The organism is Ornithinimicrobium faecis (assembly GCF_023923225.1).
Lineage (GTDB): Bacteria > Actinomycetota > Actinomycetes > Actinomycetales > Dermatophilaceae > Ornithinicoccus > Ornithinicoccus faecis.
This window is the reverse complement of the sequence record NZ_CP099489.1, coordinates 1,114,556-1,130,416: the sequence shown is the minus strand read 5'-3', so window position 1 is coordinate 1,130,416 and position 15,861 is coordinate 1,114,556. Positions and strand designations below refer to the sequence as shown.

General features: G+C 69.4%; 16 protein-coding genes. 4 read left to right on the top strand and 12 right to left on the bottom strand.

Going from position 1 to position 15,861, the window contains the following annotated elements:
- Positions 1–36 precede the first annotated feature (36 nt).
- Positions 37–297: a 30S ribosomal protein S20 gene (gene rpsT / locus NF556_RS05290; protein WP_252594445.1), complete on the bottom strand. Its 261-nt coding sequence runs from the start codon at positions 295–297 to the stop codon at positions 37–39.
- A gap of 222 nt (positions 298–519) precedes the next feature.
- Positions 520–3,600: a UPF0182 family membrane protein gene (locus tag NF556_RS05285; RefSeq protein ID WP_306270996.1), complete on the bottom strand. Its 3,081-nt coding sequence runs from the start codon at positions 3,598–3,600 to the stop codon at positions 520–522.
- Between the two features lie 286 nt (positions 3,601–3,886).
- On the opposite strand from NF556_RS05285, the gene NF556_RS05280 reads away from it, so the two are divergent.
- Entirely contained in the window at positions 3,887–4,405 is a 519-nt protein-coding gene (locus NF556_RS05280) for a PPA1309 family protein (protein ID WP_252594443.1), read from the top strand.
- A 12-nt stretch (positions 4,406–4,417) separates the two neighbouring features.
- Here NF556_RS05280 and NF556_RS05275 read toward each other — a convergent pair whose 3' ends face one another.
- Genes NF556_RS05275 through NF556_RS05265 form a run of 3 tightly spaced genes read right to left on the bottom strand, consistent with a single transcriptional unit; the run spans position 4,418 to position 7,151 of the window.
- Positions 4,418–5,560, bottom strand: coding sequence for a YlbL family protein (locus NF556_RS05275; RefSeq protein ID WP_252594442.1), 1,143 nt, complete (start codon positions 5,558–5,560; stop codon positions 4,418–4,420).
- Positions 5,557–5,991, bottom strand: coding sequence for a molybdenum cofactor biosynthesis protein MoaE (locus NF556_RS05270; protein WP_252594441.1), 435 nt, complete (start codon positions 5,989–5,991; stop codon positions 5,557–5,559). Before NF556_RS05270 ends, NF556_RS05275 begins: the two co-directional genes overlap by 4 nt.
- Positions 5,992–6,050: 59 nt before the next feature.
- The gene (locus NF556_RS05265; RefSeq protein WP_252594440.1) at positions 6,051–7,151 is read right to left on the bottom strand and encodes an NAD-dependent epimerase/dehydratase family protein; all 1,101 of its coding nucleotides are present in this window, start codon (positions 7,149–7,151) and stop codon (positions 6,051–6,053) included.
- Between the two features lie 157 nt (positions 7,152–7,308).
- Between NF556_RS05265 and NF556_RS05260 the strand changes: the two genes are divergently transcribed.
- The gene (locus tag NF556_RS05260) at positions 7,309–8,772 is read left to right on the top strand and encodes a zinc-dependent metalloprotease (RefSeq protein WP_252594439.1); all 1,464 of its coding nucleotides are present in this window, start codon (positions 7,309–7,311) and stop codon (positions 8,770–8,772) included.
- A gap of 99 nt (positions 8,773–8,871) precedes the next feature.
- Here NF556_RS05260 and NF556_RS05255 read toward each other — a convergent pair whose 3' ends face one another.
- Positions 8,872–9,456 carry a M48 metallopeptidase family protein gene (locus NF556_RS05255; protein WP_252594438.1) on the bottom strand — a complete coding sequence of 195 codons (585 nt, stop codon included), beginning with the start codon at positions 9,454–9,456 and terminating at the stop codon, positions 8,872–8,874.
- Positions 9,457–9,642: 186 nt separating this feature from the next.
- Here NF556_RS05255 and NF556_RS05250 point away from each other — a divergent pair, with 186 nt between their 5' ends.
- On the top strand, positions 9,643–9,813 hold the full coding sequence (locus tag NF556_RS05250) for a DUF5679 domain-containing protein (RefSeq protein WP_252595725.1): 171 nt from the start codon (positions 9,643–9,645) through the stop codon (positions 9,811–9,813).
- Between the two features lie 148 nt (positions 9,814–9,961).
- Here NF556_RS05250 and NF556_RS05245 read toward each other — a convergent pair whose 3' ends face one another.
- A complete protein-coding gene (locus NF556_RS05245; protein ID WP_252594437.1) occupies positions 9,962–10,669 on the bottom strand; it encodes a haloacid dehalogenase type II in 708 nt (235 codons plus the stop codon).
- A 95-nt stretch (positions 10,670–10,764) separates the two neighbouring features.
- Here NF556_RS05245 and NF556_RS05240 point away from each other — a divergent pair, with 95 nt between their 5' ends.
- Positions 10,765–11,583 carry a hypothetical protein gene (locus NF556_RS05240; RefSeq protein WP_252594436.1) on the top strand — a complete coding sequence of 273 codons (819 nt, stop codon included), beginning with the start codon at positions 10,765–10,767 and terminating at the stop codon, positions 11,581–11,583.
- A 207-nt stretch (positions 11,584–11,790) separates the two neighbouring features.
- On the opposite strand, the gene NF556_RS05235 is transcribed toward NF556_RS05240, so the two are convergent.
- From NF556_RS05235 to nudC, 5 genes are all read right to left on the bottom strand, one after another.
- Positions 11,791–11,940 carry a hypothetical protein gene (locus NF556_RS05235; protein ID WP_252594435.1) on the bottom strand — a complete coding sequence of 50 codons (150 nt, stop codon included), beginning with the start codon at positions 11,938–11,940 and terminating at the stop codon, positions 11,791–11,793.
- A gap of 34 nt (positions 11,941–11,974) precedes the next feature.
- Positions 11,975–12,250 carry a WhiB family transcriptional regulator gene (locus NF556_RS05230; RefSeq protein WP_252595724.1) on the bottom strand — a complete coding sequence of 92 codons (276 nt, stop codon included), beginning with the start codon at positions 12,248–12,250 and terminating at the stop codon, positions 11,975–11,977.
- Positions 12,251–12,470: 220 nt separating this feature from the next.
- Positions 12,471–12,662 (bottom strand): hypothetical protein, encoded by a 192-nt coding sequence (locus NF556_RS05225; RefSeq protein ID WP_252594434.1) that lies wholly within the window; start codon positions 12,660–12,662, stop codon positions 12,471–12,473.
- A gap of 103 nt (positions 12,663–12,765) precedes the next feature.
- Complete coding sequence (locus NF556_RS05220; protein WP_256829742.1) at positions 12,766–14,898, bottom strand: ATP-dependent DNA helicase UvrD2; 2,133 nt, start codon at positions 14,896–14,898, stop codon at positions 12,766–12,768.
- Complete coding sequence (gene nudC, locus NF556_RS05215) at positions 14,895–15,848, bottom strand: NAD(+) diphosphatase (protein WP_252594433.1); 954 nt, start codon at positions 15,846–15,848, stop codon at positions 14,895–14,897. Before nudC ends, NF556_RS05220 begins: the two co-directional genes overlap by 4 nt.
- Positions 15,849–15,861: the final 13 nt, after the last annotated feature.

The window sequence follows — 15,861 nt, the reverse complement described above, 5'->3', positions numbered from 1 at the left end:
AGTGCGACGCCATCAGGCGTCAGTGCTTAAGGAGCCTCAGAGGGAGGCGGCCTTCTTGGCCATCGCCGACTTCTTGTTGGCGGCCTGGTTCTTGTGGATGACGCCCTTGGAGACGGCCTTGTCCAGCTTGCGCGACGCGTCCCGCAGAGCGGTCTGCGTGGCCTCGGCGTCACCGGCGGCGTGTGCCTCACGGAACTTGCGGAGCCAGGTGCGCAGCTCGGCCTTGTTGGCGCGGTTGCGCTCGGTCGCCTTGGCGTTGGTCTTGATGCGCTTGATCTGGGACTTGATGTTTGCCACGAAGAGTTTCTTCCTGCTTGGTCGGATGTGTGTCGTTGAGGGCGACACACGCAACTCGGGACCGGGCGTGGGGACACCCTTGCTTGAGTCACGTGAGGGTTGTGCTGCATGCGCGCACGACCTATCAGCGCGCACGCAAGGAGCAAATCTACCAGCCGGAGGGCACGGCGCCCAAACCGCCGGTATGCGGAGGGGCCGGGTCACCCGGCCCCTCCACCACCGTCACGGGGTTGCGGTGGCCCCGCTGTTGTCGTCTGTCGGGTCCACGCTGACGGACCCACCCTCGGGTGCCAGCTCGACAGCGCGGGCGATCGCGTCGTCCAGGCGCTGCTGCGCCTCCGCGTAGGCCTCCCAGTCGCTGTTGCGCAGGGCCTCCTGACCGTCGGCATAGGCCGTCTGGATGTCGGCCACCGCGTCCGCGAGGTCGCCAGTCGGCTCCTCGCCGTCGGCGGGCGGCTGCTCGGTCTGCTCCTCGTCGTCCCCTGGGGGTTCCTCGCCCTCGACGGGCGGGACCACCGGGTCCTCGATCGGCTCGTCGGTCCCGGTCCCCTCGTCTGCCGCGGTGGCGCCGGAGTCTCCGCCGAACAGCTCGTCCAGGGCCCCGTCCAGGGTGTCGGACCAGGCGAGCTGGTTGCCGAAGGAGACGACCACGAGTCGCTGCAACGGATAGGACGAGCCACCCGAGGCACGGACGTAGACGGGCTCGACATAGAGCATGCCGCCACCGACGGGCAACGTGAGCAGGTTGCCGATCTCCACCTCCGAACCGGCCGTCCGGTTCAGCGTGAGGAACTGCGACAGGGTCTGGTTGAACGCCTCGGAGTTGGCGTTGGACGTCTCGATCTCGTTCTGGAACTGTCCGGGCCCGGTCACCGTCGAGTCTCGTGGCAGCTCGAGCAGTCGCATCTGCCCATAGCCATCACGTTTCTCTCCCGCGGTGCTGCCGGCATCGGCGTCGACCGCGAGATAACCGACCAGGTTCTGCCGCTCGCCACCGGGGATGTAGGTGCTGGTCAGCGAGAAGGTCGGCTCATCCTGGCCCGGCATCGCGATGCTCAGGTAGTAGGGCGGCATCGCCACGTTGGTGTCGCCGGCGGCACTCTCATCGGCCGAGACCTCCCAGAAGTCCTGACCACCGAAGAAGGCCTCCGCCGTGTCGACGTGATATTTGCCCATGACCTCGCGCTGCACCTTGAACAGGTCCTCGGGATAGCGCAGGTGGCTCATCAGCTCACCGCTGATCTCCGACATCGGCTGCACGGTGTTGTCGAACGCGGACGACCAGGCCTTGAGCAGGGGGTCCTCCTCGTCCCACGCGAAGAGGGTGACCTCGCCGTCGTAGGCGTCGACGGTCGCCTTGACCGAGTTGCGGATGTAGTTGACGTCGCCCTGACCGATGGACTGCACGTTCTGCGAGGACGCCACCAGCGAGTCGGTGGTCACCTCACCGAGCGCCTCGAGCTCGCTGTAGGGGTATTGCGAGGAGGTGGTGTAGCCGTCGACGATCCACTTGACCCGTCCGTCGACCACGGCCGGGTAGGGGTTGCCGTCCAGCCGCAGCCACGGGGCGACCCGCTCGACCCGCTCGCGCGGCTCGCGGTGGTCGATCATCCGTGACTCCGCGCCGACGCTGTCGGACAGCAGGATCTCGACCTGGCGATACTTGATCGCGTAGGCGAGCTGACGCGGGAACGAACCCATGTCAACGCCCCCGCCGCCGGAGTAGGTGTTGCGCGTCTCACCGGAGGTGTTGGCGCTGTCGGGGAAGTCGAGCTCGCGCGGCGTGGCGCCGTCCGGAGCACCGACGATTGAGTAGGACGGGGAGTGCTCCCCGAAGTAGATGCGCGGCTCGAAGTCGCCCAGCTCACCCACCGGCGGGATGTTGCGCTGGTAGAAGATCGGCTCGCCGTCCTCGCTGCGCTGGTTGCCGTAGGCGGCGACCAGCCCGAACCCGTGGGTGTAGACGGTGTGGTCGTTGACCCAGTTGCGCTGGGCGGCCGGAATGCCATCGAGGCGCAGCTCACGGACCGCGACCACGGTGTCGGCGGACTCCCCGTCGACCTCGTAGCGGTCGACGTCCAGGGCGTCCGGGAACTGGTAGTAGTTGCGGAAGCCCTGCAGCTGGCGGAACGTGTCGGACACGATCGCGGGGTCGACGATGCGGATGCCGGGCACGGTGTCCGCGTCCTCGCGGAGCTGTCCCTCCGTCGCCTCGGTCTCGGCCTCGTAGTCAGTGACTTCTGTGCTCTCGAGGTCGTAGGCCGCCAGTGTCGACTCGATGTTGCGTTGGATGAACGGCTCCTCCAGCTGGGCCTCGGAGGGCTTCACCCGCAGCGACTGGACCAGTGCCGGATAGGCACCACCGACCAGCAGTGCGATGACCACCAGTCCGGCCAGACCGATCAGCGGCAGGCGCCAGTTGCGGGTCCAGATGGTGGACAGAAAGAGCAGTGCACACAGGATCGCGGCGATCGCCAGCACACCACGCGTGGGCAGGACCGCGTTGACATCGGTGTAGGTCATGCCGGTCATGCGGCCGTGCTCGGCCGTGGCCAGTCCGTAGCGCTCCAACCAGAACGCGAGCGCCCGCACGCCCACGATCAGGGCCAGCAGGATGGACAGGTGGATCCGGGCGGCCGGGGTGGTCTTGTCCCCCGGTCCCTGCAGCTGCACGCCGCCGTAGATGTAGTGCACCATCAGCGCGGCGATGATCGCGAGCCCCAGGATCAGGGTCGCGAAGCTGACCAGCACGTTCAGCCAGGGCATGGTGAAGACGAAGAAGCCCACGTCGATGTTGAACTGCGGGTCGGTCACGCCGAAGGGCTGCCGGTTCAGCCAGAGCAGCACGGTCTGCCACTGTGCCGCCATCGCGGATCCGGCGAACAGGGCGAGCAGGATCGGGGCGCCGATGAAGACCAGCTTGCGCACCGGGTCGAGCGCGGCACGATAGCGGTCCAGGTTGATCTGCTCCGGGCTGCTCGGGGCATAGATCGGGCGGTTGCGGTAGGCCAGGTGCAACGAGGACCAGACCAGCAGCCCGGTGATCAGGCCGGCGCCCACAAACAGCGCCACCTGCGTCAGCAACCGGGTGGTCAGCACGCTGCGATAGCCGACCGACTCATACCAGAGGAACTCGGTCCACAACTGGGCGAGCCAGGTGAGCCCGGTCAGCACAGCAACCAGGATCAGGACCGTGGGCAGGAACCGGCCGCGGCCTCCCTTGGCGGGCGGTCGGGCGCCACCCTTGCCACCCCCACCAGGACCGGATTCTGGGGTCTTCGAGTCGTCCCCGCGGCCGCCCATCCCGAACGGGTCGCCGCCACCCCTCTCCCAGGGGTCCCTGGGCATCTTGGCCGAGTCGTCGGCCGGCTCCTCCGGAGTCGTGCCATCCCGCTCAGTCACTGCTACCCGCTTCCTCATCGCCGGTTGCCCCGGCTGCCCACGTCTGGTGTTGTCCAACGCTAACCCAGCACCCTGCGAGAAACCGCGTCCAGGTCACGTTCTGTGACCTGGCGGCTCAAGGACACCGGTATGCCGAGGCGCACCTCCCACGTCCCAGCGCGCCGCTCGCAGGTGGCACCATGGCGAGGTGCCCGACTTCACCGAGATCCTCACCAAGGCCGCCGCCGACACCGAGCGGCACGTTGCCAGGTTGGGCTGGGACCAGGCTCCCCGCCTGTTTGCCCTGGTCCGCACCGACTCCCTGATGGAGGCCGAGCCCACCCTGCGCGCTGAGCTGGAGTCCGCTCCACCGGAGGGGCTGACCTCGGTCGAGCAGGAGGGCCTGCTCAAGACGTCCAGCATCGAGTCGCTGCTCGGCACCCTGGGCTGGCCGGACGCCGTCGACGGTGCGGCACTGGCCCTGGAGCGGATCGTGGTCCCCCCGGAGGCGGAGCGAGACCTCCCCCTGAACTCGACCGAGGCCACGGAGGCCCTGGCCAACCACCCGGCCCGCCGCGACGTCCGCCTCCTGGCGGCCGTGCTGCGCTCCGGGGAGTCCGTCTGCCTGCTGCGTCAGCGCGAGCACGACTCCGACGACGCCGTGGCCATCGGCAAGGACATCGCCCCGGGCCTGATCGAGGCGCTGCGCGCCACCCTCAGCAACTGATTGACGCCCTGATCAGCCGCAGCGCGGCAGGTCGAGGTCCGCACCCTGCCCCAGTCCCTCGACGATGTCCCTGGCCTGGGTGAAGTTCTCGATGCTGATGACGTCCAGATCTCCGGGGATGCGGCCCACGACCTCGTCGCAGTTGGCTGCGGGCGCCAGGAAATAGTCAACGCCCACATCCTCCGCCGCGTGCATCTTCTGCACGATGCCGCCGATGCCACCCACCGTGCCGTCGGAGGCGATGGTTCCGGTGCCAGCGAAGTTGAGACCGCCGGTCAGCGGGCCCTTCGTGATCTTGTCGTAGATGGCGAGCGAGAACATCATCCCGGCGGAGGGTCCGCCGACGTTGCCCGCATCGATGGTGACCTCGTAGGGCAGGTCAAAGTCGCTGGCCAGGAAGACACCGACGACGGTGCGCGGTGGCGCATCGGGGTCCATCGGGTCCGGCTCGCTCTCTCCGGTGGGGACGTCGAGCGCGAGCTCCTCACCGTCCCGCAGCAGCGTGAAGGGGACCTCGGTGCCGGGCTCGTGGTCCTGCAGCTTGACCCGCACGGCCTCGGGGTTGTCGATGGCCTCGCCGTCGACAGTCAGGATCTGGTCGTTGACCTTGAGGGTCTCCCCCGCCGGCGCCCCCTTGACGATCTGGCCGACCTTGACCTCCTCGGGCACCTCGATGCCGTCGGCGCGCAGCGCCACCACGGCAGCGCCCTGCTGCGACTGCGCCATCAGCTCGACGTTCTGCTCCTGGATCTCCTCGGCCGAGACGTCTGGCGGATAGACGTCCTCGGCGTCGAAGACGTCGGTTGCCGGGTTGATCTCGGCGAGCAACCAGTCCCAGGCGGTGACCGTCGAGCGGGGGCCCCCGTCGATGATGATGGTCAGGAAGTCCAGGGTCCCGGTGGTCTCGTAGGTCTCCAGACCCTCCACGTGCACGACGGGTTGGCCGCCCATCTCACCCAACGTGTCGTGCACGCCCGCGGGGCGATAGATCACCTTGTCGACGCTGATCAGGTTGAGAGCGGCAACGGCCACCACGGCCAGCACGGCGAGAGCGAGCAGGAACCCGCTGCCGAGCCCGATGCGGGTGTGCGGCGGGTGGGTCGGTCGCTGGATCGGCGTCCGGACCGTGGCCCCGCCCCGGTGTTTGTCGGTCACAGGCCGACCCACTCGGTCGACCCGCCCTCGAACTGTTGCTTCTTCCAGATCGGCACGCGCGACTTCAGCTCCTCGATCAGGGTGCGGCAGGCCTCGAACGCCTCGGCCCGGTGGGCGGCCGACACGGCGCACACCACGGCGGTGTCTCCCACAGCCAGCTCTCCGCGGCGGTGCACCGCCACGATCCGCTCGACCCCCGGCATACGGGCAACCTCCTGGGCCACCTCCCTGAGCTGCGCCTCGGCCTCCGGGTGGGCGCTGTAGTCCAGGCGCACCACGCCCTCGCGTCCGCCGTCGTGGTCACGCACCGTCCCCACGAAGAGCGCGACCGCACCCGCGGCCGGATGCTGCACCTGTGCCAGCACCTCGTCGACGGAGGGACCAGAGTCGACGATCTCGACCCGGACGACTGCCTGCTGCTCACCACTCACCGCGCCATCATCCACCACGGAGCCACCAGAAGCCTGAGGCTCCCCCGGGCCGGGCCTGGTCACGGACGCCTGCGCCGACGGCGCACCAGTGCTGCCGTGGCGATCAGGGCGACGGCCGCGCTCGCTGCCCCGGCGGCGCCGAGAGCAGCCTCCTTGCGCTCCACGCGCCGCGACATCAGGGCGTGGTGCCCCCGCACGTCGTCGAGCAGAGCGCTCAGACCCGCACTGTTGTCGTGCGCCGCCCGCCACCCGTTGGTCCTCAGCTGGCGGGGGTCGATCACCCACGGGTTAGAGACATAGGCGAGGTCGGTGGCCGGCAGCGGCAGGACGCCGAGGCGGTGCAGGCGGTCCGCAGCGCCGTGGGCCGCGCCAGGAGCCACCGCCACGTGCCGCATGCCCGAGACCGTCTCGACCTCCTCCTGGGACAGGCTGCCCTCCGCCCCCACCGCGACGACCGGGCCGAGCTGCTTGTCCAGCACGGTGACCAGGGCACTGCCCAGGTCGTCGATGTGGCAGAACTGCCACCGCGGCTCCGAGCCCTTGAGGGTCAGCAGCCGGGGAGCCTCGAAGTGTCGCGTGATGATGCTGTCCACGCCCGGACCCACGAGGGCAGCTGGGCGCACGGAGGTGACCCGCAGCCCCGGGTGGATCTCGCGCGCCTTGTCCAGCAGCTCCTCGACATCGACGAGGTCGGCGACCATCCCCTCTGCGTCCGACGAGCGCAGCGGGCTGCTCTCCGGCAGCGGCACCTCGTTGTCGGGGCGGGCGCCATAGACCATGGCACTGGTCACCACCACCAGATGACGCCCGCCAGCAGCGGCCGCGGCGACGGTGAGGGTCTGCACCTCCCGGATCATCCGGGCCCGTCGTGCGTCGGGATCCTCGGCGAGCTCCCGGGACAGCGCCACCCCGTGCGCCAGGTGCACGACGGCGTCAACGTCCCCCAGCGCGTCCACGAGCTGCGGCGAGGTCAGGTCGGTGAGCCGCCACTGCACGTCGGTGGACGTGCCGGACCGGCTGTCCAGGCCCACGACCCGATGACCCTCAGCGCTCAGCGCCGCGGCGATCGCACTGCCCAGGCCCGAGCCCGCATGCGTGACCCCGACGCGCAGTGAGCCGGCTGTCCGCCCAGAGCGAAAGTGCCCAGACTGGGAACTCATGACCGGCTCCTCGTGTTGTGTCGTTAAGGAAGGTCTCGCGCATCATGTCGGTGATCGATGACCTCGCGGAGCGCTCTGTGCGGAGCGTCCCGCAGAGAACATCTTCTCAGGACCGGCATGATGGGCAAGGGCAGACAGCCAATGGAAGGGACGAGCCGTGTCGGACGAGAAGAACCCAGGAACACCCGGAGCTGGTGACGACGAGACCGGCGACGCCAACCAGCCGATCGGGTTCCGCGGGAGTGGCGACAAGGGCGACGCCCCGACCGGGGGTGCCCAGGACCCGCTGGCAGCGATGTTCGGCGGCGGCGAGCTCCCCCCGGAGCTGCGCCAACAGCTGGAGTCGATGGGTCTCGGCGACATCGACCCGGCGATGATGCAGATGGTCCAGTCCCAGGTCCAGGCCATGATGTCCGGCTCCGACGACGGCAGCGCGGTCAACATGAGCGTGGCGACCGATGCCGCCCGCCGGGCCGTGTCCGAGGCCGGCGACCAGAGCATCTCCGAGTCCACCGCCCGCGACGTCGAGCAGGTCGTGCAGGTGGCCAACCTGTGGCTGGACCAGGTCACCGACATGGCTCCGCCCGAGGGTCGTGTGCGTGCCCTGAGCCGGGCCGAGTGGGTCGAGCTGAGCATGCCGGTGTGGGAAACGCTCACCGAGCCCGTCGCCGCGGGCGTGTCTGCCGCGATGACGGGGGCGATGCAGGACCAGCTGCGCGATCTCGGCGACGGTGAGCTCCCCCAGATCCCCGGGTTGCCCGAGGGCATGGACCCCCGACAGCTGCTGGGACAGATCGAGCCGATGATGCGCCGGATGAGCTCTGGCATGTTCGGCGCCCAGGTCGGTCAGGCGGTCGGCACCCTGGCCACCGAGACTGTCTCGGGGACCGAGGTCGGGCTCCCCCTGCTCCCTGGCGAGACGATCGCGCTGCTGCCCGCCAATGTCGCCACCTTCGCCGAGGGCCTGGGGGTCGACGCGGGCGAGGTCCATCTCTATCTCGCCGTGCGCGAGGCGGCCCGGGTGCGCTTGTTCGCCGCTGTGCCCTGGCTGGGTCCACAGCTGCTGACCGCCGTGCAGGACTATGCCCGCGACATCCGCTTCGACACCGAGGGGATCGAGGCGGCAGTGCGCTCGGTGGATCCCAGCGACCCGCAGGCCATGCAGGAGGCGGTGGCCGGGTCGCTGTTCTCGCCCGACCCGAGCCAGGCCCAGCGCGCCGCGCTGACCCGGCTGGAGACCTACCTGGCGCTGGTCGAGGGTTGGGTGGATGTTGTCGCTGGCCGCGCCAGCAGCCCGCACCTGCCCAACACCGAGGCGCTGGCCGAGGCCGTGCGACGCCGTCGGGCGACCGGCGGACCGGCAGAGAAGGCCTTCGCCTCCCTCGTCGGCCTCGAGCTGCGTCCGCGCCGACTCCGGGACGCCGCCAACCTGTGGGCCGCGTTGGAGTCCGAGGCCGGGGCGGCCGCACGCGACCGGGCCTGGGCGCACCCAGACCTGGCCCCACGCGCCGCGGACCTCGACGACCCGCTGGGCTTCGTCGAGCGGGCCACCAGCACCGACACGGATGACACGAGCATGGACGAGGAGCTCGAGCGACTCCTGCGCGACGAGCGGGACTAAGTGGGCGAGGCGCACTGAGTCGGCGAGGTGCACTGAGTCGGCGAGGTGCACTGAGTCGGCCAACGGGTCCGGCCCGTCCGACCGTGCCCCGGGAGCACGTCAGTCCTCCAGGTCTGCGTCAGAGCCCGAGTCCAGCTCTGGCCGGCCCATGCCGAAGGCGACACCCTTGAGATAGACGTGCGCCTCGGCATACCGCTCATAGCGGTGCACGAGGGCCTTGAACCGCGGCCCGTGGTTGGCCTCGATCAGGTGCGCCAGCTCGTGCACGATCACGCTGTCGACCACCCAGGCTGGCATGCCCTCCATGAGGGTGGACAGTCGGATCGCCCCCGACGCTGGGCTGCAGGAGCCCCATCGCTGTTGCTGGTTGGTGACCCAGCGGATCGAGGTCGGTCGCGCCTTCCCCTCCAGATAGCGCTGGGACAGATCCTGGGCGCGACCCATCAGATCCTCTGTCTGGAGCCGCCGCTTGGCCTGCGCCCGCTGGACCCGACCCAGCAGGTGCTCGACGTGCGCCTCCTCCTGCGCGGCGCTGAGCCCGGTCGGCATCAACACCACGAACGTGTCGCCCTCCATCCGTCCCTGGACTGTGCGCCGACGGCGGGCGCTGCGACGGATCTCGATCGGTGGCCGAGAGGCCTGCGACGGACCTGGGGTGCCGTGATCGAAGGGTCGGTGTGTCATGGGAGGTCACGCTAGCGCCGATTTCTGACACTCGGTCGAGGTTGTCCACAGGTTCACGACACGCAGGCGCTGAGCACGGATTTTGCGTGATTCGTGCTCATGTGCGTCTAGGGTGGAATGGAAAAGCAGGTCGACGACCTGCACCAGTCGGGCTTCGGCCCGCGGAACATTGAGGAGCGAGTGACCATGGCTGAGACCAACGAGACTTACCAGGGCGAGTTCTACTGCGTGAAGTGCAAGGAGAAGCGCGAGGCAGAGGGCAACGTCGTGGAGACCAACGGTCGTCGCATGGCCAAGGGCAAGTGCCCGGTCTGTGGCACCAACCTCAACCGGATCCTCGGCAAGGCCTCCAGCTGAGCCGTTAGCAGTCCCCGCTCGAGGGCGGGTCGGTGTCCGCACCGACCCGCCCTCGCGGCATTTCCGGTCGCCGTGTCGCCCCACCGGTTCCTCTTGGGCCCGCCGCCGCGTCAGCACCCTGCCCGGTCAGCACCCCGCCAGCGCGGTGTCAGTGGCCGTCGAGCAGCACGTCCGCCAAGTGGTCAATCCCGGTGCAGTGCAACGGATGTTCGGGGCGGGGCGTGGTGTCGTTGCCAGCCGGGCCAAACTCCAGGGGCCGGGCGATATAGGCCGTCTGCAGCCCCAACGTCTTCGCCGCATCGAGGTCCGGGAAGTGAGCCGCCACCATCATGATCTCGCCGGGCTCGACCTCCAGCAGACGGGCCAGGCCAAGGTAGGTCTGGGGCGCCGGCTTGTAGTGGCCCCACAGGTCGCTGCCGGTCACGAGATCCCACGGCAGCCCGGCGTGCTTGGCCAGGTGGGTGAGCAGGGCGACGGAGCCGTTGCTCAGCGGAGCGATGATGAATCGTTCCTTGAGGCGGGCCAGCGCCTGGGGCACCTCCGGCCAGGCCGGCAGGCGATGCCAGGCCAGCACCAGCTCCCTGATCGTCGCGTCGTCCAGGTGCAGGTCCCGCTGCGTCAACTCCGCAACCAGGTTGCGCTCGTGCAGAACATCCAGGCCGGTCCATGGCTCCGTGCCAGCCTCGACCCGCGCCAGGGCCGGGGCATAACGGGCACGCCAGGCAATCGCCAGCTCACTGGCGTCAACGTCGGGCAGCGCCCGGGCCAGGGCCGTGCTGATGCCCGTGTGCCAGTCGACCACGGTGCCGAAGGTGTCGAACGCCAGGACCTGAGGAGTTTGACTCACTGGACTCATGCGGGGAGCCTACTGAGCCAGGCGACAGTCGATGGCCGACGGAGGCCTGTGGACAACGCCACCACGCGACTCGCGCCTCGTGGCAGGGTCGCGGCATGTCCCCCATGGTGCGACTCCGCCCCACCGCGCGACCGGTGCGTCGCGGTGCCGGCGAGGTCCAGTTCGGTCTCTCGCCAGACAGCGGCATCGTCCTGGCGGGCCTGAACGACCCGGAGACCGAGCTGCTGCTGTCTCTGGCCGGGACGTCAGGGACAGGCCGCGACGTCTCCCTCGCCCAGCGTTTCGGGGTGCCTCTCGACCGGGTCGAGGAGCTCGTCACCGCCCTGCGGGGCCACGGCCTGCTGGTCGACCCCGCTGCTGTGCCCGGCTCGGGTCAACACGTCGTGAGTGTCTGTGGGCGGGGCTCGGTTGTCGAGCACCTGCGCGGCGAGCTCTCAGCCACCGATGTGGTTGCGCTGGAGGACCCCTCAGCACAACCTGCGCCCAACACGGTGGACCTGGCCGTGCTGTGCGCCCGGGATGCGATCGCTCCGGACGAGGGGCGCACCTGGCAGCTGGCCCGCACTGCGCACCTGCCCGTCGTGCTGCGCGATGAGGAGGTGGTCATCGGCCCGCTCGTGCTGCCGGGGCGCTCGCCCTGCCTGCGCTGTCTGGACCTGCACCGGCGAGACCGCGACAGCGCCTGGCCGCGCATCCTCACCCAGATCAGCTCTCCCGCAAGGGAGCTCACCCCGGCTGTGGATGCTCCTGCGAGTCAGGTTTCGGTCATCGCCTCGCTGGTCGCCATGATCGCGCTGGAGTCGCTGGCCACGGGCTCCCCCTCCGGGGTCTCCTGGCAGATCTCGTTGCCGTGGCCCGACGTGCGCACCCGAGTCTGGGAACAGCACCCGCACTGCGACTGCTCGCAAGCCTGACACGGGTGGCCCTGGCACCGACAGCCTGCGACACCGGGTCGAACTCCTTGCAGAACACGGGGGGCGAGCTCACCCTGCAGAGCACGGGGGTCGAGATCCCCTGCCAGACAACACAAGAGGCGGGGTCAGCACACGGTGTGTGTCGACCCCGCCTCGGCGGGTGTTCCTGCGGCGGCGCTTGGCAATGCGCCCCGGCACGTGCCGGTGTCACCGCCTCAGGAAGCGCGCCCGGTGGTTCTGGTGCGAAGCAGTCGGTCGCAGGCCCTTGGTCAGGCTCTGCCGGTGCTCCAGCTCCAGGTTGGCGGTCCGCTCCTCGTGACGCGAGCGGGCCAACTGCTCTTCAATCAGGTGATACATCTGGGTTCTCCTTGACATGTTGTGGGTCCGTCGCTCAGGCGGCGACGGGGTTCTTGCGGGGACGACCGCGGGGCCTCTTGCGTGCCACCACGACTCCTTGCAGCACGAGCTGCCCTCCCCAGACGCCCCACGGCTCACGCCGCTGCAGCGCCTGGTCCAGGCACATCGCACGGATCGGGCAGTCGATGCAGAGTGCTTTGGCTGCCTCAACCTCTTCGGGCAGCTCGGCGAACCACAGGTCCGCCGGGTGCTCCCGGCAGGGCAACTCGGCCTCGGTGTCGGTGGTCCCCCCGATCAACCAGGGGGTCATGGCCTCGGTGTCGTCGGCGTTCTGGACGCCTGCGTGGGTTGACACGCTGTTCCCTTCCTCGCGTGGTGTGCAGTGACGGTGTGGGCCGTTGGCCCGGTCCTGATCAGTCATGGCTTGGCTCCTCGGTCAAGGATCCAGCGACTTCAGTCACCTGCTGTAGATGCACAAAGGCCGCGGATCCCTCTGTGGGGTTCCGCGGCCTGCGAGGGTTTACGTGGTTCTAATCCACGGCCCTGCGAAGGGGGAACGCCACAGTGGTGGCAGAGTTGGCGATGGCGGAGACGAAGGCGCCGCCGATGGTGTCCGTGCAGACGCGATCCCGCGCGACTCCGAACGGAGCGCGGACGGCATCACGGCACAGTGCACCTGTGGTGCCTGCCTTGCCAGTCATGGTGATGTTCATGGTCTCCATCGTGTCCGCCTCCTCTCGCTCAAGTCTTCGGCCCGCGGTTGTCACCCCCGGCGGGTTGGTCAGGAACTACCGTACGCCCGGCTCTCAGCCACGCGCAACGTATTTAATGAGATTCTTTGCTTGAATCCCGGACGACGTCCTGACCTGCAAGAACAGCAAGCACTTCGTCGCCGTAGAGCTCCAGTTTGCGCGGACCAACGCCCGCGATCTCGGCCAACTTCTCCGTGCTGTCAGGTGTCGACTCAGCGATGGCGGTCAGCGTGGCGTCGGTGAAGACGACATAGGCCGGCACCTCCTGATCGCGGGAGACCTCGAGTCTCCAGTCGCGCAGCCGCTCGAAAGTCGCCTCGTCATAGGTCGGCGGGCAGTCGTCGCAGCGACCGATCTTGCGCTCGGCCGCTGTCTCCAGCGTGACGCCGCACGTGCGGCAGGTGCGGGGACGTCGGGGCTTGCGAGTCTTTGGCTTCGGGGACCCGCTCTGCGGACCCTTGGTCAGGCCCAGCAGCTGGCCCGCGGGCTGCAGGAAGCGCGAGGGGCGCCGACCGGCACGACCACCGGCGCCACGGGCGGCGGCCCAGCTGAGCATGAGCTCGCGCCGGGCACGGGTGAGCCCGACGTAGAGCAGGCGGCGCTCCTCCTCGATGCGCTCAGCACCCTCGGCCATCGACACCGGCAGCAGCCCCTCGCTGACGCCGATGATGTAGACGGCGTCCCACTCCAGCCCCTTGGCCGCGTGCAGCGAGGCAAGCGTCACGCCCTGCACCGTCGGGGCGTGCTGCTCGGAGGCGCGTCGGTCGAGTTCGGTCACGAAACCGGGGATGCGGGTGTCCGGCTCGAGCGCCGCCTGGTCGTCGGCCAGGTTGGCGAGCGCCTCCAGCGACTCCCAGCGCTCCCGGCTCGCTGCACCCGCGGTCGGGGGTTGCGGACTCCAGCCGGCTCCGCTGAGCACGTCGCGCACCGCCTCGCCGAGCGGTCGGTTGCCCGTGTCACTGCGGGCTGCACCACGCAGCAGCAGGATCGCCTGGCGCACCTCGGTCCGGGAGAAGAAGCGCTCGCCCCCACGCACCAGATAGGGCACGTCCTGGGCAGCCAGCGCGGACTCCAGCGCCGCAGACTGGGCGTTGGTCCGGAACAGGATGGCGATCTCGCTGGCCGCTGTGCCCGCGCCGATGCGAGCCCGGATGTCGGCCGCGACCCCGGCGGCCTCAGCAACATCATCGGGGTATGCCGTCAGTTGGGGGACCGCTCCCGGCTCCCCCTGGGCACGCAGCTCCACTCCGCCGCGGGCCCCCGGGCCGAGCACCAGGTTGGCCACCTGGACGATCTGCGGTGTTGACCGGTAGTTGCGCACCAACCGGACCACCGCGGCATCGGGGTGGCGCTGGGGGAACTCCAGCAGGTGCTTGGGCGAGGCACCGGTGAAGGAATAGATGGTCTGCGCGGGATCACCGACGACACACACCTCGTCACGGCCACCCAGCCAGAGGTCCAGCAACTGTTGCTGGACGGGGTTGACGTCCTGATACTCATCCACGACGAAGTGGCGATACTGGTCGCGCACCGACGCGGCGACCTTCGGGTGGGCGTCCAGGATGCCGACCATGAGCAGCAGCACGTCCTCGAAATCGATGACGTGACGCTCACCCTTGATGTCCTCATAGGCACTCATCAGCCGCGACACGGCCGTGGCATCGAGGCCGGCGACACCGTCGCGGCGCCCCCGCACAGCCGCGGCATAGCCCTGCGGAGTGATCAGGTTGACCTTGGCCCACTCGATCTCCGAGGCGAGGTCACGCAGCGCCGGACGGTCCAGTCGCAGCCGCAACCGACCCGCGGCCTCCGCGACGGCCGGTGCTTTCTGGGCCACCACCTCGGGCGGCGCACCGCCGACGGCCTGGGGCCAGAAATACTGCAGCTGGCGCAGGGCCGCAGCATGGAAGGTGCGGGCCTGCACCCCGGGGACACCCAGGGCTCGCAGGCGGGTGCGCATCTCCCCCGCCGCCCGGGCGGTGAAGGTGACCGCCAGCACCTGGTGCGGCTGATAGGTGCCGGACCACACGCCATACGCAATGCGGTGCGTGATGGCCCGGGTCTTGCCGGTCCCGGCACCGGCCAGGACACACATCGGTCCGGTCGGCGAGGCTGCGACAGCGTGCTGCTCGGGGTCCAGGCCACGCAGGATGTCGTCGGCCGAGGCTGGTGCACCAGCCGCCGACTCGTGGAGGGGCAGCGTCACCGAGTGGCCTCCACGGTGGGTCGGCTGTCGCTGGCTGCCTCGATCGGGCCGCCGTGCCAGTGCTCGATGAGCTGGCGCGCGATCGAGACGCGCGGCGGGATGCCGACCTCCCCGGAGCGGGCCGCGAAGGACAGCTCACCGCGAGTGAACCAGTGGGCCTCGACGATCTCTGCCGGATCGAGGGTGACCTCGGTGCCTGTCGCGTGAGCGGTGTAGCCAACCATCAGGGAGGCAGGGAATGGCCAGGGCTGGTTGCCCTTGTAGACCAGGTCGGTCACCGACAGACCCACCTCCTCCATGACTTCGCGGTGGACGGCGGCCTCCAGGGACTCGCCAGCCTCCACAAAACCAGCCAGCACCGACAGCCGCCCCTCGGGCCAGTGCGGTCCGCGGGCGAGCAGGATGCGCTCGTCGTCATCGACGACCGCCACGATGATGGCCGCGTCGGTGCGTGGGTAGTGCTGCGAGCCGTCCGCGGTGCAGCGCCGGACCCAGCCGCCCTCCTCGACCACGGTGGGGCCACCGCACCGTGGGCAGAACCGGTGTCGGGCATGCCAGTTGGCCAGGGCGACGGCGGTCGTCAGGACCCCGGAGTCGGTGTCGTCCAGGTCTGCCCCGGCCTCACGCAGGCTGCGCCAGCCCCGGTCTGGACTGCTGGCCGACTCGGGGCCCTCGTGCACGATCGCGACATAGTTGGTGCCGTCGTCGTCGTGCCCCAGATAGAGGCCGGACTCACCGCCGTCATCAAAGCGGGGAGCGCGGTGCACCAGGCGCAGTCGCCCGTCGACCCGGCACGTCAGGACGCGACCGTCGGCGATGTCGACGACCCGGGTGCTGGCGTCCGCGAGCGCCTTGGCGATGGGGTCGCCTTCTCGCCTGCCGTTGCCGTTGCGGTGGAGCGTCCCCCTGGACAGCGACAGGTCCAACAGTGCCTCGGAATCCAGACTCACCACTCCACTGTAG